16 protein-coding genes are annotated in these 22045 nt (G+C 48.7%); all 16 read right to left on the bottom strand.

Annotated features, from left to right (window positions below; translation table 11 throughout):
* Positions 1-112: 112 nt before the first annotated feature.
* On the bottom strand, positions 113-1366 hold the full coding sequence (locus tag MJX74_RS16150) for a VpsF family polysaccharide biosynthesis protein (protein ID WP_240224010.1): 1254 nt from the start codon (positions 1364-1366) through the stop codon (positions 113-115).
* A 32-nt stretch (positions 1367-1398) separates the two neighbouring features.
* Positions 1399-2835, bottom strand: coding sequence for an oligosaccharide flippase family protein (locus MJX74_RS16145; RefSeq protein WP_240224009.1), 1437 nt, complete (start codon positions 2833-2835; stop codon positions 1399-1401).
* Positions 2835-3884 (bottom strand): acyltransferase family protein, encoded by a 1050-nt coding sequence (locus tag MJX74_RS16140; RefSeq protein ID WP_240224008.1) that lies wholly within the window; start codon positions 3882-3884, stop codon positions 2835-2837. Before MJX74_RS16140 ends, MJX74_RS16145 begins: the two co-directional genes overlap by 1 nt.
* On the bottom strand, positions 3877-4998 hold the full coding sequence (locus MJX74_RS16135; protein WP_240224006.1) for an endo-1,4-beta-xylanase: 1122 nt from the start codon (positions 4996-4998) through the stop codon (positions 3877-3879). Before MJX74_RS16135 ends, MJX74_RS16140 begins: the two co-directional genes overlap by 8 nt.
* A gap of 39 nt (positions 4999-5037) precedes the next feature.
* The gene (locus tag MJX74_RS16130) at positions 5038-6261 is read right to left on the bottom strand and encodes a glycosyltransferase family 4 protein (protein ID WP_240224004.1); all 1224 of its coding nucleotides are present in this window, start codon (positions 6259-6261) and stop codon (positions 5038-5040) included.
* Positions 6262-6276: 15 nt separating this feature from the next.
* On the bottom strand, positions 6277-7401 hold the full coding sequence (locus MJX74_RS16125) for a glycosyltransferase family 4 protein (RefSeq protein ID WP_240224002.1): 1125 nt from the start codon (positions 7399-7401) through the stop codon (positions 6277-6279).
* Entirely contained in the window at positions 7398-8765 is a 1368-nt protein-coding gene (locus MJX74_RS16120) for a phosphohexomutase domain-containing protein (RefSeq protein ID WP_240224000.1), read from the bottom strand. Before MJX74_RS16120 ends, MJX74_RS16125 begins: the two co-directional genes overlap by 4 nt.
* Positions 8766-8769: 4 nt before the next feature.
* Positions 8770-10176, bottom strand: coding sequence for a mannose-1-phosphate guanylyltransferase/mannose-6-phosphate isomerase (locus MJX74_RS16115; RefSeq protein ID WP_240223998.1), 1407 nt, complete (start codon positions 10174-10176; stop codon positions 8770-8772).
* 23 nt (positions 10177-10199) lie between these two features.
* Positions 10200-11228, bottom strand: a complete 1029-nt coding sequence (locus MJX74_RS16110) for an acyltransferase family protein (RefSeq protein ID WP_240223996.1) — start codon at positions 11226-11228, stop codon at positions 10200-10202.
* Positions 11229-11236: 8 nt separating this feature from the next.
* The gene (locus MJX74_RS16105) at positions 11237-12292 is read right to left on the bottom strand and encodes a glycosyltransferase (protein ID WP_240223995.1); all 1056 of its coding nucleotides are present in this window, start codon (positions 12290-12292) and stop codon (positions 11237-11239) included.
* Entirely contained in the window at positions 12292-13080 is a 789-nt protein-coding gene (locus MJX74_RS16100; protein ID WP_240223994.1) for a WecB/TagA/CpsF family glycosyltransferase, read from the bottom strand. The genes MJX74_RS16105 and MJX74_RS16100 overlap by 1 nt, the downstream gene beginning before the upstream one ends.
* Positions 13081-13092: 12 nt before the next feature.
* Complete coding sequence (gene galU, locus MJX74_RS16095; RefSeq protein WP_240223992.1) at positions 13093-14064, bottom strand: UTP--glucose-1-phosphate uridylyltransferase GalU; 972 nt, start codon at positions 14062-14064, stop codon at positions 13093-13095.
* Between the two features lie 133 nt (positions 14065-14197).
* Complete coding sequence (locus MJX74_RS16090) at positions 14198-15403, bottom strand: class I SAM-dependent methyltransferase (RefSeq protein ID WP_240223990.1); 1206 nt, start codon at positions 15401-15403, stop codon at positions 14198-14200.
* Between the two features lie 75 nt (positions 15404-15478).
* Complete coding sequence (locus MJX74_RS16085; protein ID WP_240223988.1) at positions 15479-15994, bottom strand: cell division protein ZapC domain-containing protein; 516 nt, start codon at positions 15992-15994, stop codon at positions 15479-15481.
* 117 nt (positions 15995-16111) lie between these two features.
* A complete protein-coding gene (gene pyrD / locus MJX74_RS16080) occupies positions 16112-17122 on the bottom strand; it encodes a quinone-dependent dihydroorotate dehydrogenase (protein WP_068231962.1) in 1011 nt (336 codons plus the stop codon).
* A 65-nt stretch (positions 17123-17187) separates the two neighbouring features.
* Entirely contained in the window at positions 17188-22026 is a 4839-nt protein-coding gene (locus MJX74_RS16075) for an NAD-glutamate dehydrogenase (RefSeq protein ID WP_240223986.1), read from the bottom strand.
* Between the last annotated feature and the right edge of the window lie 19 nt (positions 22027-22045).

The following is a 22045-nucleotide window of genomic DNA, read 5'->3' as shown; positions in this document are numbered from 1 at the left end:
AAACTACTGCGTCTGCGCTGCCTGTTACAAACGAACATTTATAACCCATTGGGTTAGAAAAATTCACCCGTAATTAATACTTTATTAATAGATTGGTTCACTTTTGATTCAGCTACAGTATGCTATTTATTCGGCTTTTAGCAGGTGTTTTGGCGGTCAGATCACAAAACAGCAGCACCGTCATCACTAAGGCAGCACTTAGCATGATGGTTTTACCTGATATGCCCGTGCCGGAGCTCCAGGCGATAAAAGCATACAGCCATGCAAACAGTAATAACGGCGACAACCGCAGGTATAACTGCTGCAGGCAGCAATACAACGCATACATTAACAACGCCGATAACACTGCGCCATAAGTAAGCAATAATGCAATCCAGCCTATTTCAATGCCATAGCGCGAGCCAAAAAGCAGCACTTTACCCGACAAACTGCGGTCAATGTCTCCCAGTAACAGGTTAAGCCAGGACGTATCCAGCATCAGTTCTATAGCAATCAGCCGGGTAGACGCACTGCCCTGATCATCTTCCAGCCGGCTAAGCACAGGTTCAAGCAAGCCAATACTGTATGCCAGATAAGACAGCAGCGGCAGTAACACCAGCGACGACAACACATACAACAGCGCCCGCTGTGTTAGTACGCGCCGTTGCATACTTTGCAAAGCTTTAAGCAGCAGCAGAAGCACAATAACAATGACCGCCGCCAAAATAGAGCCACGCCCGCCAAATAACGGTAAAGCCGTTAGCAGCAGCAAGGCGGTGACACTTTCGCTTAAGCTCACCCTGGCAAACAGCGCTCTGGCAACATAACACACCAGATAGAAGCCGCTTAACATAGTGCTGATTAGCGGGTGACCAAGCAAACCGGCAGAGCGGATTTGCCCCCACTCCGAGGTGTCAATCACTTCACCACTGGCGGCATCAGTTAATACCAGAGGCGCAATTAAACCACCGCCGGCATATTCATAAATACCCACCAGCGCATTAGCAGATAACAATACTAACAGCAGCAATTTCAGTTGCTGCAACCGCGCCGGGCTAAGTGCCTTTAGCAGCAACACAAATAACGCCGCGCTGACATAACTTACAATGGCCGACGATAACGGCCGGCCCAGCACCACATCGTGCAGCAATAAACACAATGCCGCAGCAAAAAGCAGAAAGTGGCTGCGTACAGTAAACAAATAATACAGTTGCGCCACCCCGCCCTGATACAGCGTCCAGCTGGCCAGCGACAACAACAGCAGATAAAACGACGGGTGAATTTTATGCAGCGGATTACCGCCCGGCGAATCGTAGAAAATACCGGCCTGATACAATACATTGCCAGACAAACTAAACAGCGCCACTATTGCAAGCAACAGCAGCATAAAACTCAGTGTCGGCATTTGCCTATGTATAATCAACTTACACCGGCCTTACGCTGGCGGATAAACCCGGCCACGTCAGCACGAAACAACAACAACATCACGGCAATGTAGGATAACGCTCCAACGCCAATTTTCAGCAGCAACGACATTAGCGGCTGTGCTGCGCCCACCTTTTGCACCAGCAGATACATTACGCCCACCGCCAGCAGCATTTTTATAATACTCAGATAAGGCAGCGTTACACGTTTAGTGATTAACAGCCACAAGCCGATAATGGCAATACCCAGAGCTAACGCCACAGTACTGGCCATAGCACCACCTTTAATACCAATAGCGCTGACTAAAAAGTAACTTAGCACCACAGCGGTAACCGCCATAGCAGCATCGTAGCCCAAAATGGCACCGGTGCGTTTGCGGATAAAAAAGTAATGGTTTAAATAACCGTTTTTAATCGCCTCAATACCCCCGGCCAGCAATGCCCATGGCATAACCAGTAAGGCTGCATCAACAAACCGCTGCTCCACCAACAGCGGAATAAGCACCGGCATTACTGCATATAAGCCCACTAAGCCAGGTAACAACACCAACAGCAACAACAACAGGTTTTGCTGCAGCTGCGCCACAGCAGCCGGCTCACCTTTTTCGTGTACCAGTTTAAACAATAAGGGTAACGCGGCCGGGGTCACCATCATGGTGATCAATGAGGCAATACGCAGGCCAAGGCCAACGCCGACAGCATACAGGCCGGCTTGTTCCAGGCTCATGCTGCTGGCAATAAAGTAACGCGGGTATTGCAGAATAAGCCAGGCAAACAGTGCCGAACCTATCATCGGGAAACCGTAATGTAGCGCCTGTAGCACCGTACTGCGGTTAACAGACCAATGCCGCCAACTCACGCTACTGCGCCGGTACGCCAGAATGCTGGCCAGCATTTCGCCCAGCACATAACCCAGCAGCGGATAGACTGGATCAGCGCCAAACTGCTGTAATAACGCTACACCAATAAAAAGCCCGACAAAAGGCCCGACGCTGGTAAGAATGGAATACCGCACAATTTGCTGCTCAAGCGAAGCAATAGCAGCGTTAAAGTTATTGCTGGCCCTGAACATGGCGTAAAGTGCCACTAATACACAGGTAGTTAAGCTGGCTGCCTGGTCAATAAACAGCAACAGGTTGGTAAGCGCGGCAATAACCATCAGCACAGATGAAATAGCAATAACACTGCGTGAACTTTGCCAGAATGCCGGCAGATCATTTTGCTGTTTAAAAGTGCCGTACTCGCGCATGGCGTAGTGCATCCACCAATTGACAAACATCGCCATCGCCAGCTCCTGAAACGCTGTGATTAACGTGATATAGCCAATTAACTTTTCATCACCAAAGTACGTCCACAAAATAATGGACAAAAACTGTGACAGCGGCGCCAGCACCTGAGATGGCAAATATTTAAGCGTATTGGACAACAGCATTATCTGGCAGCCTTAACACGAATGACGCCCGGCTCAAAACAGTAGCGCAATAACACCACGCGGCGAATAAGCCAGCCTGCAGCAATCGACAGCACTATGCTGCCGAGCAAAATAGCCAGCTGCAATAATACCCCGCCCGAACCTGCCAGGCGCTGCAATACTTGCTGCAAAAACACATGAAAGATCAGAATGTACAGGCTGTAACGGCCACACAGGATAAAAGCATCGCTTAGCAGTGGTAACTTGCTAAGCAGTAAAGACCATTGCAGCAACATAAAGCAGCCGGTAACAATAATAAACGGCAGCCAAAGCGGCGGAGTGTATAAGCGCAGATTAAAATCAACAGCAGCGTTGAGTGTAAACACCAGCACAGAAAATAACGCCGTTAACCCTAACAGCAGCAACGGGTTAAAGCGAGCATGAGTAAAGTGCTGTTTCAGCAGATACCCCAGGGCAAAAAAGCCCAGCGACAGCGGTAAAAAATCTATGCCCCACGGCAGGCCACTGCGTAACAACAATGATACCGATTGTGAAAACTGCGGCTGCAAATAGGCCAGCACCACACCAAAGAGCATTAACCACAACAAAATAAGACTAAACTGCAAACCGCGTTGTAATGCGCCAAAACCGCCGGGGCGTAGCAGCAGTGCCGCCGAGGTATAGAGTAGAAACAAATGCGGTAAAAACCATAGTGGCGTCCAGGCTATGGTCTGACCGTTGCCGTACAGTACACCGGCCATATAGGCAGCAAAATTGCCACCTGACAGCCATTGTTTAACGCCTATCGCCGTTAAAACAAAAAAATACGGCGTTAAAAGCGCGATACTTTTTTGTTTGCTGTAGTGCAACACATCATGTTGCGAGCTGAAAAACAGCCCGGCCAACAAAAAGAAAAACGGCATTCTGACCACACCCAATACATCAGCTGCAGCGTGCATATCGGCCAGAGCGCTGTGGCCAAATGCTACCAGCACTATGCTAAGGCCTCTGGCCAGTGCAATATGTGGATAATGCGGTTTTGCCACAGCTTTGGCCAACATTTCAGCCATGGCGTGGTATAGCCAGCGTTGTTGCCAGCGCCTGATAAGCCGGTTTGGCACGCATGTCGCGGTCAAAGGGTAATACTCTTACAAGCCGTTCCTGCCGGCCCTGATAAAACGAGTATTTGTCACTTAATTGCCAGGTTTGTACCATTTCTACCACGGGGTTTTGCAGCACTTCCTGTAAAAAGTCCCGGTAGGTGCTGGCAACCTGCTGATCCCGTTGTGCTTCATCATCGACAAAGCTTTGATCATTAACATCAAGCTCAGTAATGTAAACCGGTAGCTGGCGTTGTTGCAGCTGCTCGACTAACTGCAAAAATGCATCCATATCAAGGTTGCCCGGTGCCAGATGGCACTGCAGGCCAATAGCATCAATAGGTGTACCCTGATCAAGTAAATTATCCAGCAAGGGTAAAAAGGCCGCCCTTAGCCCGCGGCCCCAATGATCGGCGCGATCAAGCCAGGCTTCATTGAGTACCCGCTTTGCCGCAGGATCAGTACGCGCTGTTACATCAAAAGCGCGCTTTATGTAATCCGGCCCCATTGCACGTAACCAGGGCCCTGCGCGCAAGCCGGATTCGCGGTTATGTCCCGGCCACATTGGCTCGTTTACCACATCCCATGAGTGAACTTGCCCGGCATAGCGGCCAACTACTTCTTCAATATGGCGCTCAAGCCAATAGGCTACCCGGCTGTCAGACGCTTGTTTGAGCCAATCCGGGTTCCACTCGTTCCAGATCAGCGTATGGCCGCGTACCGGTATACCGGCTGCACGGGCAAATGCCATTAGCTGATCAGTTTTAGTGAAACTGATCTCGTTTTCGCGCCATCTTAAGGTACCAAATTTAAACTGATAATCTGTCGTCAATACACCGCAGTGGTGTTTAAGCAAACTGCCGTATTGCGGGTCATTAATTGATGCCATATCAAAAGCGCTACCAAATAAGCGCCCGGCGGCACTGGCAATCTGGTTGAGCGAGGGCACTTCTGTACCTGGCAGTAACGCTGCCACAGCACTGTTGCCTGGCAGCGTTGTGGCAGGCTTAGCCAGAGCAGCGGGCATCGCTGCCGCCACACCAAGCCCAAGCAGGCTCTGTACAAACTGTCTGCGCGATAACATAACACTATTCCTGTAACGGTTTATTTAGCGAATTGGTGCTTAACTTTGGGCAACCAGCCCGGCTGAGCGGCTTTGTAACTGGGCATGCTTATCAAACAGCACTCTCATCTGATTACTGGCTTTATAAGGTGCAACCATTTGATTAACATGCTCTGGCTGTATCTGGCCACTGCGCATACTGTGCCAGGTGGCCAGCATCTGCTGCGCCAGTTTTTGCACCAGTTCAGCTGAATCATTGTTTTGTTCCAGCAGTACACCGTTAACCGTGTTGTCTATTACCAGTGATAGTTGTGGCAGGTTAACCGAGCAAACCGGGCGCCCTGCGCACAACGCTTCGAGCACATAAACCGGCATACCTTCAAATACCGAGGTAACAATGCCCATATGCCAGCCCTGCCACAACTGAGCTACCTGCGCCGAGGTTTTGAAGCCATGACAAACAGATAGCGGTTCTATCGCGGCAAACTCGGCAAAGCTTTGTGGCTTAGCAGCACCGACATAATGAAATTCAACCTGGTTGTTGGTTTGCTTTGCTATTTCGGCAATAACGTTAAACATCATGCCCGGGCGTTTAAACGTATCAAGCCGGCCAACAAAGGCAATTTTTAACGGCCCTTCCAGGTTCTGGTAGGCTGTGGGTTTAAATAACTGATCGTCCACGCTTACCGTCATAAAGTCGGTTTTTGTTGCCACTTCCGGATAATCACGGCGAATACGGTCTGTTTGCTGCTGATTGACCGAATAAACGTGGCGGGCGCTTTGCACAGCATGTTTTTCATTAAACTTATGCAAAAACCAGTAGCGGCTGAGTAAAGAGTCCATCGGTTGGTCCGGATTGGCATCACCGTGCGTGGTTAGCACATAGTCAAAGCCATACAACCGGCACAGCCAGGCGAACTCGTAACGCTGAATATCAAAGCTGCTTGGCATCTCTTTTGCCAGCGCCTTAATGCGCGAGCTAAAACGGATAAAATTAACGAAAAACCTTAATGTCGTAGACTGAAACAGTGATTTGGCCGCCGCATTTACCTCTCCCTGATGACAATGCAGTATTGGCATAAACAGAAAACGACCACCAAACATTTCTACTTCGGTCAGCTCACCCAGTTTGCGTTTACCACTGTCGTCTACCCCAATCAGGATCAGCCGCATATCGGCTGGACAATATTTCAGCAACTGCCGTACATGGGTTTCAATGCCCCCTACTTTGCTACCAAAAGGGTCTATCGGGTGCACGGAAAAAAAAGTGGTTTTGTAAGTCATAATTGCACCTTTAAATTAATTTAACTGGCTTTGCGCTGCCAGGTTGTCACAAGCGAGCTGCTCAAATACCTGCTCGGTTTGGCGCGCGGCTTTAGGCCAGTTAAAACGCTGCTGATTTTGCAGGGCTTTAACTGACAGCGCACTGAATAGCGCATCATCATGCAACAGCGCATACATGTGTTCAGCCAGAGCAGCAGCATCTTCGGGGGCGAAAAATAACGCGCCATCTCCAGCAACTTCACGCAGTACCGGAATATCTGCTGCAATAACAGGAGTGCCGTGAGCCTGAGCTTCAACAACCGGCAAACCAAAACCTTCGTAACGGGACGGAAACGCCAGAAACCGCGCACGGCTGTATAATTCGCTAAGCTGGCCATCGCTTAAGTATCCCAGCGAAACCGGCGCCGCCCCATGCGGTATGGCTGCCACAAAACGGGCAAAGTTACCCTGGGTGTCAGCACCGACATGCTTAACGTCAATGTTGCGGCCGCTATGGCGTAATAGCCCAAGCGCTCTTACCAGGGTGTCGGCACCTTTATTCGGCGAGACATTGGCTACAAAAAGACCAAAACTCTGGCGTTTTTCTACATCACTGTCGATATTTCCCGGTATTGTCAGGCAAGGCCCCTCACCAATGACTACCGTTTTATCAGCAAACTGCGGATAGTAACGCGCGACATCATTACGGGTATTTTGTGACACACAAATGATCTTGCTGGCACTGCGACACGTCAGCGGATAAAACAACTGCCACCATAAGCGATGGTGCCGCTTGTAAGAATCCGGGGATACATTGAAATACAGGTCGTGCGTTACGGTAACTCTGGGCCAGCTGCCGATAAAACCACCCAGGGGGTTGCAGTTAAATTCGGCATCGGCCTGGTGCTGCTTCATCTGCTGCGGCACTAACCAAAGCTGGCGCAGTAAATTACGCGGTGTAGACTCAATATACGGTACCGACACTACCGTTAAACCCGGATTACGCAGCGCTACCGGCAGACATTCCTCTGACCAGGAGGTAAGCAGCACATACTGATGCTGCTCGGATTTAAGCAACTCGGCCAGTAACGAAAATAAATATTTGCTGATGCCGGAAATACGGTTTGATGGCTCAAGCAAATGATTTATCAGGATTTTCATGGTGCCACCAGTAAGGTACTGATCTGCTCAGTGTAATAGCTCATCAAAGCCACATCAGCACGGCTTTCCACATTCAAGCGCACAACCGGCTCGGTGTTCGAGCTGCGCAGATTAAAACGCCATTCAGCAAACTCAAGGCTGATACCATCGGTGCGGTCAACCACCAGCGCCCTGGCAATATAATTTTGCAGTACCCGCTCAATAGCGGCTTTGGGATCAGTAAGTGTAAAGTTAATTTCGCCTGATGATGGAAACGCGGCAATACGTTCATTGACTAATTGCGATAACGGCTGTGCTTTAAGGCAAATTAGCTCTGCTACCAGTAACCAGGGGATCATACCGCTGTCGCAATAAGCAAAATCGCGGAAGTAATGATGCGCACTCATCTCGCCGCCATATACGGCATCTTCCAGGCGCATCCGCTCTTTAATAAAAGCATGGCCGGTTTTTGACTGGATGGGTTTACCGCCGGCCTGAATAGCCAGATCAATGGTATTCCAGGTTAACCGCGGGTCGTGGATCACACTTTCGCCTGAATGCTTTTGCAAAAAAGCTTCAGCGAGTAAACCGACAATATAGTAGCCTTCGATAAACTGGCCGCGCTCATCAAACAGGAAGCAGCGGTCAAAATCGCCGTCCCAGGCAATACCAAAGTCAGCTTTATGCTCCAGCACCGCAGCACGGGTGTCGGCACGGTTTTCTACCAACAGCGGGTTAGGAATGCCATTGGGGAAAGTCGCATCCGGCTGATGATGTACTTTAATAAAGCTAACAGGCACCTTTAGCCGGGCAAAAGCCTGCTCCAGCGCATCGACAACATGGCCGGCTGCACCGTTACCAGAGTTGGCAACGATGCGCAGCGGTTTAATATTTGCCAAATCGATATAGCCGAGTAAATGTTCAATGTAGGCGTCAAGTACCGACTGTTTAGTGTAACTGCCCTTTTTTGCAACCTGCACAAACTCGCCCTGCTCGGCCAGTTGCTGAATAGCAAACAAACCACTGTCGCCACTAATTGGCCGTGCGCCGCTTTGCACCAGCTTCATGCCGTTATAATCAATAGGGTTATGGCTGGCGGTAACTTCAATACCACCGTCTACCTGTAGATGAAACGTGGCAAAATACACCTCTTCAGTGCCGGTCATACCGATATCGATAACATCACAGCCGGCATCCATCAGCCCCTCAGCCAGTGCCAGTTTCAACTCCTCTGACGTAGCACGCACATCTGCGCCAAGCACAACCTGGCGTGGTTTAAGATAGTCGCCAAAAGCTCGCCCGATACGATAAGCAACATCGTTATTAAGCTGCTCACCCAGCTTGCCGCGAATATCATAAGCTTTAAAACAGGTTATTTTTTGCATGGGCTTAAGCCCTCCCGTAGCGGTCGGCAAAACGCACAATATCGTCTTCGCCCAGGTAAGAGCCCGACTGCACTTCAATCAGCTCCAGTGGCACTTTGCCGGGATTTTCCAGCGCGTGTACAGCCGTGATGGGGATATAAACTGACTGGTTTTCTGTGACAAACTGTTCTTTATCATCAATCGTTACCCGGGCCGTGCCCGATACCACTATCCAGTGTTCAGCCCGGTGGTGATGCATTTGTACCGACAGCTTGGCGCCGGGTTTTACCGTAATACGTTTAACCTGAAAACGCTCGCCGTTATCGACAGAGTCATATTTACCCCAGGGCCGGTATACCTCTCGGTGGAATACCGCTTCACTGCGACCGGCTTGTGCCAACTGGTTAACAATCTGTTTTACCTGTTGCGCTTTATCTTTATGTGCTACCAGCACCGCATCTTTGGTGCTGATAACAATTAAGTTTTCAACCCCGATTGCCGCCACCAGCTTGTCTTCACTGTGGATATAAGTGCCATGGCTGTCCAGTGCAAGCACATCGCCGTTTAACACATTATCCTGCGCATCTTTTGCAGACACCTGCCACAGGGCCGCAAAGCCGCCGACATCATTCCAGCCGGCGTCCAGTGGCAATACCACTGCATGCTCTGTGCGCTCCATTACTGCATAATCAATAGAGTCTGCCGGGCAAGCTGCAAAGGCCGCTTTATCAACACGGACAAATTCTAAATCGGGAGTTTGCTCTGCCATTGCCGCCTCACAGGCAGTGTAGATATCCGGGCGGAACTGCTGCAGCTGCTGCAAATACACATCGGCGCGGAACATAAACATGCCGCTGTTCCAGTAATATTCACCGCTTTGCAAATACTGCTCTGCCGTGGACTGATCGGGTTTTTCCACAAAACGTTGCACGGTAAATGCCTGGCCTGTTGGTTCGCCGCGCTTGATATAGCCATAACCGGTTTCTGCACTGGCAGGCACTATGCCAAACGTCACCAGTTTGCCATCTTGTGCCAGCGGCAGCGCTTGCTCTGTCGCCTGCTGAAATGCTTTGGTATCGGTAATCACATGGTCGGCTGCCAGTACCAGCAGTACCGTATCGGCATTGTTTTGCTGGCGCGCGCGCATGGCAGCCAGGGCTATAGCCGGTGCAGTGTTGCGGCCTATCGGTTCCAGCAGAATATCGGCTTTTTTCAGCCCGAGCTGGCGTACCTGCTCAGCGGCAATAAAGCGATGATCTTCGTTGCAGATAAACAACGGCGCGCCGTGCTCAAGCCCCTTTAAGCGCAATACCGTTTGCTGCAACATCGTGTGTTCGCCGGTAAGTGGCAAAAACTGCTTGGGGAAATTACCACGAGACAACGGCCACAAACGGGTTCCTGAGCCTCCGGCCATAATTACAGGTGTAAACATAACAACTCCTTTAACATAATGCGTTACCAACCAATAACCCGTCTGCTGTATGAGCCCAGAACTTTTTTCATGCTCCAGGCCAGCAGTAAGGTGGCAGAAAATACTGCCAGGGTGAGAATGTGCCAGTACAAAAAACCAGAAAATGTATTATTTAACAATCTCTTGAAAACAGCTATAACAATTGGATGTAAAAAGAAAATGGCAAAGCTGGCCGACGCAACCAAATCTACCAGCCGGTGACGCTGCTGCCAGTAGCGTTCAAACAGCAACAGCACAGCTACCGCCTGCATAGTTTTTTCAATCACCTTTAAATCGGCACCGCCATAGGTAAAAAAATATTTATGCGCATTGTGGGCAATGCCCAGATAAGCACTTTGATACACTGATAACAGTATAGATGCCAGCAACAAGCACCAGGGCAACCAGACGTAGCGTTCACGCAGCAGCGCAAAATGACGGTTAAACACCATGCCAAACATAAACACCGGCAAAAAATAGACAAAGCTTTGCAGCGGGTTAAGGTTATCTTCAGCCCGGTGCACAAACATTGCCAGCAGCAGCAACACCGAAACCATCATCAGTTGTACCCTACTGCTAAGGTGATAAAACCGGACCAGCAACGGCGAAATAGCAAACACCAGCAAAATAAACGGAATATACCAGTAGCCAGTAAATACGCGGCCGGTTAGCAAATATTTAAAAAACGGCAACAGGTACTGATAGTAAAAACCGTCTCTGCTATCAACAAAGTACCCCGGATACTGCACAACTACCGCAAAGCAGATCACCGGCACCGATAACCATAAATAAGGTGATGCAATATTACGCCACTTTCTGGCGATAAAATCGGCATAACGGAACGAGGTAACATTAAGATGGGCAAACAAAAAACCACTGATAAAGGCAAAAAAGAACGTGCCGCCGGGTATCATGTATAGATAGACATTTTGCCAGGTTGTATCCGGATACCAGTTTGATATCCAGAAACAATGGCCAAACACTATCAGGAAAATAGACAACGCCCGAAAATTATTAATACCGTGATAAAACACTGGCGCTCCTACTCTCTGAAAAGCACACTGGCTGCTTGTTTATCTGCAGCGGCTAAGGCATTCCAGCGCTGAATATTTTGCCGGGCAAGCTCGCTTTGTTGCTGTATCTGCGCAGTATCGCTACAAAAGTCAATAATTTGCGTCGCGGCTTGCTCAGCATCACTTACATCTACCAGCAACCCCGACTCGCCCAGCACTTCTGCAAACACCGGAATTTTTGCTGCCACTACGGCGATGCCGCTGTATTGCAACTCCAGCAACGGTAAGCCAAGCCCTTCATCATGAGAGGTAGACAGGTAAAACGTAGCACTGTCGAGCAGTGTTTTAATCTCTTCGCCTGACAAATAGCCGCGACAAAATACACCGGCGGTGTTTTGCAATAAGCTGGCATCCGGGCCCCAGCCAAGCCGGCCAATAATATGCAGCTCAATGCTGTCGCCAAGACGCTGTTTAAGCGCGTTAAAAATAGCGACAGCAGCAGGGTAGTTTTTGCGTGGCTCTACCGTGCCCAGCATAACAATTTTCAGTTTGCTTAAATCGACACTGTTATAACGCCCGCTATTGTGCGGCAACGCAAAAACGTTACGCACCTGAGGCCGGAACATAATAATGCGCGCATCGCTCTGGCAAAACTGCTGTAAATCCTGTTTGGTTTTTACTGAGTTAACAAAAAAGCTGTTAAGCCGCTTTACCGCAAAAGCAAATGACGGCCGCATATAGTAACGGGCGCGCGGGTTAAGTTCCTGCTCACGGGTTAGCAAAAATACATCGTGAATATAAGGCACCAGGCGTTTTTTTAATAACAATGTAGCCAGAATAGATGGCGGAAAGCCCGGCGTTATGATCAAGCTTTTCGGGTACTTAATTGCCGCATACAAAATACCGAACCACTGCTGAAACAACATGCCGCCAATGCTGCTGGCTTTTAACCGCACAACCTGACAACCACCCAGGGCTTCATCAGAAAACAGCTCTTCGGTAATGCGCTCAATACCCGTGGTTTTACGGCCCAGATGAGAGCAGTCAATAATCGCGTCCGGCAGCGACATCTCAGGTGCAGACATCAACGGCTCTCCTTCACGGTAAGGCGGTGTTCTGTTAAAGCAATACGTACAAAGGCCCATGAATCAATTAAATAGCGTTTGGCCAAACGACGCGGATCAGACAATAACCGCCATAGCCATTCCATGCTGACACGTTGCACCCACTGCGGGGCCCGTTTTGCTGTGCCTGCGAAGAAATCCAGCCCGGCACCAAAGCCAAAACCGTACATACCCGAAAGCTGCTCGCGATGGCGCTGCATCCATAATTCAGACTTAGGCGCACCTACACCAAAAAACAGATGCGTAGTACCCATAGCGGTTATTTTCTCCAGCATCTCGTTGCTATAAACACTGTCTTTTTCAAAACCAAATTTTGGCACCAGCACGCGTTGCTCAGGTGTGCTGTAGCCCTGCTGTGCTAGCCAGAACCTTAAATAATCGGCGGTAGCTTCATTTGCACAGACAAAAAACGGTGCATGCTGCGCCGGTATTAACGCCGCTAAAATTGCCGGAAACAAATCAGCTCCGGTAATACGACCGGGCGTAGCAATACCAAGGGATTTAAGCAAGCGCACAACCGGAAAGCCATCTGCAGTTACCAGCCAGGCATTAGTACAAGCGTGTTTAAATTCATGATGCCGGCGCATGGTTACCATATGATCGACATTGGTTGTCACCACCAAACGCAGCGGTTCATGTAACGGCGTTACTTGCCTGAGGCTTTGCACAATCTCGCTTTGTGGCAGCAGGCAAAAACGCAGCCCGGCTACCGGCTGGCTTTTTTTGATCTGAATGGAGTGTTGCGTCATAGTTGCCACCTTTTACACCGTTTTTAACAGTTGCAGGTGCTTTTTATCTTTATTCAGATCAGCAAAGATACGCTCTATGCTGGCACGTAAAGGTTTGGCGTATAAGTCATGGCGCAGTGCGTATTCCAGATTGGCCTGAATTAACCCCAACTTGGTACCGCAATCATGGCTTTTACCGACGATATGATAGGCTTCAATCGTCTCACGCAGGCACAGTTGGTAAATGGCATCGGTCAGCTGGATTTCATCACCGGCGCCGGGTGTGATGTGCGCCAGTAAATCCCAAATGTGCTCTGACAACACATAACGGCCGGTAATAGCAAAGTTGCTTGGAGCCTCATCAACAGCGGGCTTTTCTACCATATCACTGATCACAGCACTGGTACCGGCACGCAAATTAACGTCTTGCAAATCTACCACACCGTACTGATCGACCATGTTATGTGGCACTGGCTCTACCATAATCTGGCTGGCACCGGTTTCGCTGTAGCGCGCCATCATCGCCGCCAGGTTATCGACTTTAAGATTGCTCTGATGCTGATCAATCAGCACATCCGGCAACAAAATAGCAAAAGGGTTATGCCCCACTACCGGATAAGCACACATAATGGCATTGCCCAGCCCCAGCGCAACCGGCTGACGCACTGAGATCAGCGTGACATTCTTTGGCACTATACTGCGTACTTCATCGAGCAGCTGACGCTTTACCCGCTTTTCCAGCGTAGCTTCAAGCTCAAAGCTGGTATCAAAATGGTTTTCAATACTGTTTTTTGATGAATGGGTTACCAGCACTATTTCTGTCATGCCTGCGGCAATCGCTTCTTGCACCACATGCTGAATCAACGGTTTATCCAGCACCGGTAACATTTCTTTCGGAATAGCCTTGGTAGCGGGCAGCATCCGAGTGCCTAAACCGGCTACCGGGATCACCGCTTTGGTGATTTTAGCGCGACGAAGATCTGTGGGTGGTGTGACAGTTTTCATAGCCTGTGTGTCCTGTTTCTGACAGTAACAATTTACTGATTAATGCTTAACAGGGTTAAGCGTTCAGGGCAGACTACAGGCTAGCGAAGTTCGAAGTCAATTTTGTACAGGTGAAGTTTTTGTGATTAACGCGTTATGAAATTTCATCCGTAATATTCAGCAAGCGTTCAAGATAGTGCTGCCCTATACCATAAAATTGTTTTATTTCAGTAACTTGCTTCAGTAGATTTTCGCGGTTATATTTTTGTTTGCTTTTTGTTGCAAGTATCATCTTATTTTTACTGGTATGTTCCAACGAAACGAACTCAAATACCTTGGTGTTATAGCCGGATGCCTCAAGTAACAAGGCGCGCAGGCTGTCTGTTACCATTTCGGCTTCCTGGCCTAAATGTATACCATGTACCAACATGGGGGCCAGCACCGCAGGCATTTTCATTTGCGGGCGGATCTGTTTGTGGCAGCATGGCGAGCACATAATAATATCTGCGCCAGTAGCAATGCCCATATGAATGGCGTAATCCGTAGCAATATCACAGGCATGCAACGCTATCATCACGTTAATACCCCGGGCTTTAAAATGCTTGACATCGCCCTGCTCAAAGTCGATGCCGTTAAGGCCCAGCTTTGCTGCCGTTTCATTACACAAATCAACCAGATTTTGCCTCAGCTCCACCCCGGTAACTTTGGCATCCAACCCCAGCGTACCGGTAAGATAATCGTGCATAGCAAAGGTTAAATAGGCTTTGCCTGAGCCAAAATCAGCCACGTGCAGCTGTTTTTGTTTACTCAGGCCAGTGTCTTGCACAGCACCGGAGAAAATCTCAATAAATTTGTTAATTTGCTTCCACTTACGCGACATAGCAGGTATCAGTTGCTGCTGCGCGTCGGTAACGCCTAACTGCTGTAAAAACGGCCGTTCCAGTGTCAGATAGCGCTGTTTTTGCCGGTTATGGCTGCTATCCTGCTGCGGTGCAACCGGCGTAGTTAAACGTTTTTGCTGATATAGTACTTTGCCCTTTTTACTGATACTCAGCTGTGCTTCAAGCGCTGCAGTAAATAAATTGGCCGCATAAAACTGCACGCCTAACAGCGTTTTAATTTCGTCAATGGCCTGCTCAGGACTGAAATTCCGGGTGACATCGTTGGTTTGATATTTATAGGTAAAACTAAGCTGCCATTGCTGTTTCAGCTCTACCGGCCTTATCTGCAACTGTTTTAACGGCTGTGGGCCCTGGTATTTACTCAGTACCAGTTTATGCAGCTGTTTTGCTGCAATAGCACTGCTAAGCTGGGCTAAAAAAGGCTCAAGTTCGGCTGAAGGAGTTTCAATGGCAGACATACGGGGTTCCGCGACAACAAAAATTGCCGCTAGTGTAGTCGGATCTGCACTGAAGAGAAAGATCGCCGCTAAAAATCAGGCGCTATGACGATAAGGTAACACCACATCCAGCGCACTGATGCGATTACGCAGCACACGCATTACCTGTAAACGTGGCAACACTTTACCGGCCAAGGTATTTATTTCCCCCAGCAATAAACAGGTTACACAATCAGCTTCAGCAGCCAGCACCAACGCATATTGGTTAGTTAGGCCACGTAGTATTACCACATCCGACTGAACCGCATTGCACTGGCTACCCTGCTGGAAATACCAGCTTTTATGGGCTAATTGCTGTAAAAACGGTGCGCACAGTGCGCTCAGGCATAGTTCCAGCCGCACGGCTGCTGGCATATCCAGTTGCTGCAAACTGTCATCAATAGCCCAGAAAGTCTCAGCCTCAGCCATAGACAGTGCCTGCTGCTGAGGTTGCTGTACCAGCTGGCTTGCAGTAAAAGGCGAACAAAACTGTGCCTCATCGCTGATATCCAGCAATAAGCGGTCTTTGGATGGACAGTAAGTCCAGAACCAGCGTTCTGATGGCCTGAGCATAGGTTTCCCTGTGGTGTATTAAGTCGGTTATTTATCAAACAGTTATAGAAATACACTAAGCTGATCAAGATGTTAAAGACTGTTTTGTTCTAACAGCACAAGATCAGCTACTGATCCTTATAAGCTGGTTACGATCTGTTTTAGCAGTTGCGGGCCTTTATAAATAAAACCGGTATAAACCTGCAACAAATTAGCCCCGGCATTCAGTTTATCCTGCGCTGACTGGGCATCGCTAATACCACCCACGCCAATAATCGGCATAGCTGTACCTACGGCGGCGCGTAACTGGCGCAGCACTTCAGTGCTTTTATCCCTTACCGGTAACCCACTTAAGCCGCCGGCTTCATCGGCATAACGCTGGCCCTGCACCAGGCTTCTGTCCAGCGTGGTATTGGTAGCAATAACACCGTCCATTTTGCTTCTAAGCAATGTTTCTGCCACCTGATTTACCGCCACCAGATCCATATCCGGCGCAATTTTTACAAACACCGGCACATATTTATCCTGCTGTGCCTGCAAATCCAGTTGTTCATTTTTTACACTTTGCAATAAATCATACAGTGCATCGCCAAATTGCAGATCGCGTAAACCCGGCGTGTTGGGTGATGAAATATTCACGGTAATATAGCTGGCATGGGCATACACTTTGCGCATACAGTGCACGTAATCATCTTTGCCCTGCTCGTTGGGTGTATCTTTATTTTTGCCGATATTAATGCCGAGCACGCCCTTGTAACTGGCTTTTTTTACGTTTTCTACCAGATAGTCGACGCCTTTGTTATTAAACCCCATCCGGTTAATAATGGCTTGTGATTGCGGCAGACGGAAAATACGTGGCTTATCATTTCCCAGTTGTGGTTTTGGCGTGACGGTACCCACTTCAATAAAACCAAAGCCCATTTGGCCAAAGGCATCGATACATTCAGCGTTTTTATCCAGCCCTGCGGCTAAACCCAGCGGGTTATCAAAATGGATACCGGCAACAGTTACCGGTTTTAACGGTAAGGTCTGGCGCCATAACCCGGCAGCAGGCGTATGGGCTAAGTGTTTTAAGCTGCCAAGGGCAAAATTATGTGACCATTCGGCGTCACAGGCGAACATCAATTTCTGTGCTATTGGATAAAACATAAACGGCCTTATAAAAAACAAAAAAATACCCCGGACAAGCCGGGGTATTGTAGCCAGTAAGGTTGTTATTTTACAGGGTCACAGTGGTGACTTAACAACATTAATTCACGTAATGCCACTGAGAATTTAGCAAACTCGTGGTTTTTCGTGGTTTTAAACTCAGCCAGCATCAAGCGCCAGCGTTCCAGTATCGCTTCATGCTCAGTCAGCCAGCTGTTAATCACCTCATCTGCGGCACAGGCTTTACCACAGCTGCGCACAACTACGGCAGATAATGCGCGTTGCTGCCAGTCCAACTCTTCACGGTAAGAAGCTCGCGCCAACGCCTGCCAGTGGTTCGCCACCGGTTGATTGGTTATTTGCTCCAGGAACCAGTGCAGATCCAGTTTATCACCCAGCTTAAAGTAAATTTCTGCTGCCATAGCCAGTGGTACTTTCTCAGCATCTACCACCTGGGCAATATCCATTACCGAGAATACCGTGCTCAGTTGTGCCAGATATTGTGCGATATCCTCCGGTACGCCCTGCTCTATCAGTACAGCTTGCTTTTGCTGTAACTGCTCAACTTCAGTTTGTGCCAGATAATTACTCAGTTCTTTATTCAGCTGCTGATAAGCAGGTTTGAAAAAGTCCAGTGTCTGCTGAATATCCAACGCCTTGTTGCGATGGCGCAGGAACCAGCGGGTAGCGCGGCGCATAGTGCGGCGCAGCTGATGGAATAGCTTGCTTTGCAGTGAAGCCGCAATAATGTTGTCCAGCTGTTCAATCTTGCGCCACATAGCCGATACATCAAACAGATCACGGGCAATAGCGTAGCACAATGTGACTTCACCAACACCGGCGCCGGTTTCTTCCAGCATACGCTGGGCAAAATTAGGCCCCATTTCATTTACCATCATATTGGCCAGTTTAGTGGCAATAATTTCGGCTTTCAGTGGGTGTGTTTCCATCTCTGCGGCATATTTATCCTGCAGCATTTGCGGGAATGCAGCAAACAACTGGCGTTTGAAGTAGTTGTTTTCGTAAATCTCAGGCAGTACCAGGCGCTCTTTTAACACCATCTTGCCGTAAGCTGTCAGGATAGACAATTCAGGCCGCGTCAGGCCCTGGCCTTTTGCCATCCGGTCAGCCAGTTCGTCGTCTGAGGGTAAAAATTCCAGCTCACGGTTTAACTTACCTTCTTTTTCCAGCGTATGAATAAAGCGGGTATATTCTTTTAACTGCTCAGCGCCCAGTAGCGACGACACACTGATACTCTGGGTTTGACGGTAGCAATCTTTAATAACGATAGCGGCAACGTCATCTGTCATCTCAAACAGTATTTTGTTGCGCTGCTTCAGTGTCAGATCGCCACCGGCAACCAGGGTGTTCAGCAAAATTTTAATATTTACTTCGTTATCCGAGCAGGTTACGCCACCGACGTTGTCAACGAAGTCGGTGTTAATCTGGCCGCCATTCATGGCAAATTCAATACGGCCGCGTTGGGTACAACCTAAATTACCGCCTTCACCGAAGATTTTTGCTTTAAGCTCTTTACCATTTACCCGCAGCGGCTCTGAGCCACGGTCACCGACTTCTGCATGGCTTTCGCTGGTTGCTTTAACGTAAGTACCGATACCGCCGTTCCAGATCAGATCAACCGGCATCATTAATGCCTCACGGATCAGCTCATTCGGCGTCATGCTGGCTTTAGTCGTACCAAGCATTTCTTTCATTTGCGCTGAAAGTTTAATCGCTTTGGCACTGCGCAGGAAAATACCACCACCGTCTGAAATCAATGACTTGTCATAGTCTTCCCAGGTTGAGGTTGGTAGGTTAAACATGCGGTTACGCTCTTCCCAGCTCTTTGCCGAATCAGGGTTTGGATCAACAAAGATGTGCATATGGTTAAACGCTACCTGCAAACGGATGTGTTTTGACAGCAACATACCATTACCGAATACGTCGCCGGCCATATCACCTATACCGACACAGGTAAAATCTGTGGTTTGACAGTCAATGCCTACTTCGCGGAAGTGGCGTTTAACCGACTCCCAGCCACCGCGCGCGGTAATACCCATCTTCTTATGGTCATAGCCGTTAGAGCCACCTGAGGCAAAAGCATCACCTAACCAGAAGTTATACTCTTCTGAAATACCGTTAGAAATATCTGAGAAAGTCGCCGTGCCTTTGTCTGCCGCTACAACCAGATAAGGGTCGTCTTCGTCATGGCGTACAACATCTTTTGGCGGCACTATGGTGCCTTGTACGATGTTGTCTGTGACGTCCAGCAAACCACGGATAAAAGTGCGGTAACAGTCTTTACCTTCATTGAGGAAAGCTTCACGACCACCAGTTTCAGGCAGCTTTTTACAGACAAAACCACCTTTAGACCCTGTAGGCACTATTACCGTGTTTTTTACTGTTTGTGCTTTTACCAGCCCCAGCACCTCAGTGCGGAAATCTTCACGCCGATCAGACCAGCGCAAACCACCGCGGGCGACCTTACCAAAGCGCAGATGCACACCTTCAACTCTGGGCGAGTACACGAAAATCTCAAACATCGGTGTTGGCAGTGGCATATCCGGAATTAAACCAGACTTAATCTTAAAAGAAATATAGGGTTTATCGTTACCCTCGGCATTTTTCTGGAAATAGTTAGTGCGCAGTATGGCTTTAATCATGTCGACAAAACGGCGGATAATGCGGTCATCATCCAGGTTAGCCACATTTTCCAGCTGAGATGCGATCTGCTCTTCCAGCTTATCAGCCACTTTGCTGCTGGTTTTCGATTTGGGATCAAATTTGTTATTAAACAGCTGCACCAGCAGATTAGCCAACTCGGCATAACGGGCAAAAGTGCTTTCAACATAAGACTGGCTGAAGGTGCCGCCAATCTGACGTTTGTATTTAGCTAACGCACGCAGTAAAGATGCCTCACGCCCGCTTAAACCTGCCCCCAGGATCAAACGGTTAAAACCGTCGTCCTCCAACTGGCCAGCCCATACTTTGGCAAAAGAATCCTGGAATGACTGCTGTGCGGCTTCAAAATCGGCCGGTATAGCGCAGTTAAGCTCCATAGCGAAGTTTAAAATCCAGCTTACACTGCCATCGGCACATTTAACTGCGTAGGGTGTTTCACCAATAACACGCAGGCCGAAGTTTTCCAGCATCGGCAAGACATCAGACAAATGAATAGGATGATCTTTATGGAACAGGTTCAGCCGCACCGCTTTGCTATCGGCTTTTTCTTCCTGTGGCCGGTAAAACAGCATTTCCAGCTTGTGATCATCATTTAATGCTTCAAGTTTGCCAATATCAACCAGCGCGTCGTTTGGCAGCATTTCTTCTTTGTAGCTACGCGGGAAGGCATTAACGTATTTGCCAATCAGCTCACGACCGCGGGCTTCACCATAGACACCCAATAAGGCGCTTTCTAATTTATCTTCCCAGGTGCGGGCCGCTTCAACTAAATTACGCTCAATTTCTTTCACTTTATACTCGACATGGCTATCGTTGATCCGCACCAGATAATGGGTACGTGCCAACACAGATTCAGAGAAATAAGTTGTAAACTCAACCGGTTCTGCGCTTCCAAGCGCGCGTTGCAATATGGCCTGGGTTTCTTTACGCAGTTGGGTGTTGTAACGCTCGCGCGGCACATACACCATAGCAGTAACAAAGCGGCCAAAGCTGTCTTTGCGCATAAACAGGCGTGTCATATCACGCTCTTGCATTTGCAACACACCCATAGCCACATGCAGCAACTCATCTGCCGTTGCCTGAATAAGCTCATCGCGCGGATAGGTTTCCAGAATATTCAGCAATGCCTTATACGCATGCGTGCCTGTGGCAAACTCAGACTTTTGCATTACGGTGGCAAGCTTGTTTTTCAGCAGAGGAATATCTGCAGCACTGTTGTTATATAACGAGGATGAGTACAAACCAATAAAGCGGTCTTCACCAATTACCTTGCCATCTTTATCAAATTTTTTCACGCCGATGTAGTCAATATACGCCGGGCGATGTACGCGTGACTTGTTATTAGTTTTAGTCAGGATCAACAAGCCGTTACTGATCGCCTGCTTACGGCCGGTTTCCGGCAGTTCAGACAACATCAGATCACGTGCTGCAGAGCGGCGCATTAAACCCAGCGATGTATCATCGATACCACTGATTTTATAATCGCCTTTTACCGGCCCAATGGTGTATTCGCGGTAACCCAACAAGGTAAAGTTATCTTTGGCCAGCCAGTTTAAAAACTCGGTGACGTCTTTAACATCTTCGGCAGAAGCTTTACCGGCTTGCTTAGGTAGCGCTTTAATAACCTGTTGCAGCTTGTCCCGTGCGGGTTGCCAGTCTTGTACTGCCAGCGACACATCTTCCATTACCGAGTGCAGTTCATCGGTTAAGCTGTCAATGGCCGCTTTACCTGTCAGGCGGTCAATTTCAATGTGAAATACCGTTTGCTGGGTGCTGGCTTTGGCTTTGCTACCCAGTTTAAAGAAATCGGTGATTTGGCCTTTGCTGTCACGCTCAGTTTGCAGTGGGTAGTGCAGCAGCAAGTGCGCCGCTATAGACTGGCGGTTTAATGCCATCCGTACTGAGTCGACCAGAAATGGCAAGTCTTGTACCACTATTTCTACGATAGTGTGCTTAGACTCCCAGCCATGTTTGGCAATTTCCGGGTTAAAAACGCGGATCATCGACGCAGGTTCAGCATGACCATTAAAAGTCTGCCATAAACTCAGCGCCGCGCCGTATAAATCACTGTCATTACGCCCAACTAAGTCTTCATTCGACATGTTGCCATATAGGGTGTAGGCGAATTTTTCGACCAGACTCACCTGGTCTTTCACTTTTTGTTTAATCAGTTTGCTTACGTTTTGTAGTAGAACAGAGGGTTGACCGTCTATCAGTGCCATTTTTATATCCTTTTTGCAG

Source organism: Rheinheimera hassiensis (assembly GCF_022436675.1).
Taxonomy (GTDB): Bacteria; Pseudomonadota; Gammaproteobacteria; order Enterobacterales; family Alteromonadaceae; genus Alishewanella; species Alishewanella hassiensis.
The sequence above is the reverse complement of the archived record's forward strand: the minus strand, read 5'-3'. Positions and strand labels throughout refer to the sequence as shown.

Excerpts from the sequence above, each read along its gene's own strand:
- MJX74_RS16150 (WP_240224010.1), bottom strand. The coding sequence starts at position 1,366 with ATGCTGCTGTTGCTTGCAATAGTGGCGCTGTTTAGTTTGTCTGGCAAT.
- MJX74_RS16145 (WP_240224009.1), bottom strand. The coding sequence starts at position 2,835 with ATGCTGTTGTCCAATACGCTTAAATATTTGCCATCTCAGGTGCTGGCG.
- MJX74_RS16140 (WP_240224008.1), bottom strand. The coding sequence starts at position 3,884 with ATGGCTGAAATGTTGGCCAAAGCTGTGGCAAAACCGCATTATCCACAT.
- MJX74_RS16135 (WP_240224006.1), bottom strand. The coding sequence starts at position 4,998 with ATGTTATCGCGCAGACAGTTTGTACAGAGCCTGCTTGGGCTTGGTGTG.
- MJX74_RS16130 (WP_240224004.1), bottom strand. The coding sequence starts at position 6,261 with ATGACTTACAAAACCACTTTTTTTTCCGTGCACCCGATAGACCCTTTT.
- MJX74_RS16125 (WP_240224002.1), bottom strand. The coding sequence starts at position 7,401 with ATGAAAATCCTGATAAATCATTTGCTTGAGCCATCAAACCGTATTTCC.
- MJX74_RS16120 (WP_240224000.1), bottom strand. The coding sequence starts at position 8,765 with ATGCAAAAAATAACCTGTTTTAAAGCTTATGATATTCGCGGCAAGCTG.
- MJX74_RS16115 (WP_240223998.1), bottom strand. The coding sequence starts at position 10,176 with ATGTTTACACCTGTAATTATGGCCGGAGGCTCAGGAACCCGTTTGTGG.
- MJX74_RS16105 (WP_240223995.1), bottom strand. The coding sequence starts at position 12,292 with ATGTCTGCACCTGAGATGTCGCTGCCGGACGCGATTATTGACTGCTCT.
- MJX74_RS16100 (WP_240223994.1), bottom strand. The coding sequence starts at position 13,080 with ATGACGCAACACTCCATTCAGATCAAAAAAAGCCAGCCGGTAGCCGGG.
- galU (WP_240223992.1), bottom strand. The coding sequence starts at position 14,064 with ATGAAAACTGTCACACCACCCACAGATCTTCGTCGCGCTAAAATCACC.
- MJX74_RS16090 (WP_240223990.1), bottom strand. The coding sequence starts at position 15,403 with ATGTCTGCCATTGAAACTCCTTCAGCCGAACTTGAGCCTTTTTTAGCC.
- MJX74_RS16085 (WP_240223988.1), bottom strand. The coding sequence starts at position 15,994 with ATGCTCAGGCCATCAGAACGCTGGTTCTGGACTTACTGTCCATCCAAA.
- pyrD (WP_068231962.1), bottom strand. The coding sequence starts at position 17,122 with ATGTTTTATCCAATAGCACAGAAATTGATGTTCGCCTGTGACGCCGAA.
- MJX74_RS16075 (WP_240223986.1), bottom strand. The coding sequence starts at position 22,026 with ATGGCACTGATAGACGGTCAACCCTCTGTTCTACTACAAAACGTAAGC.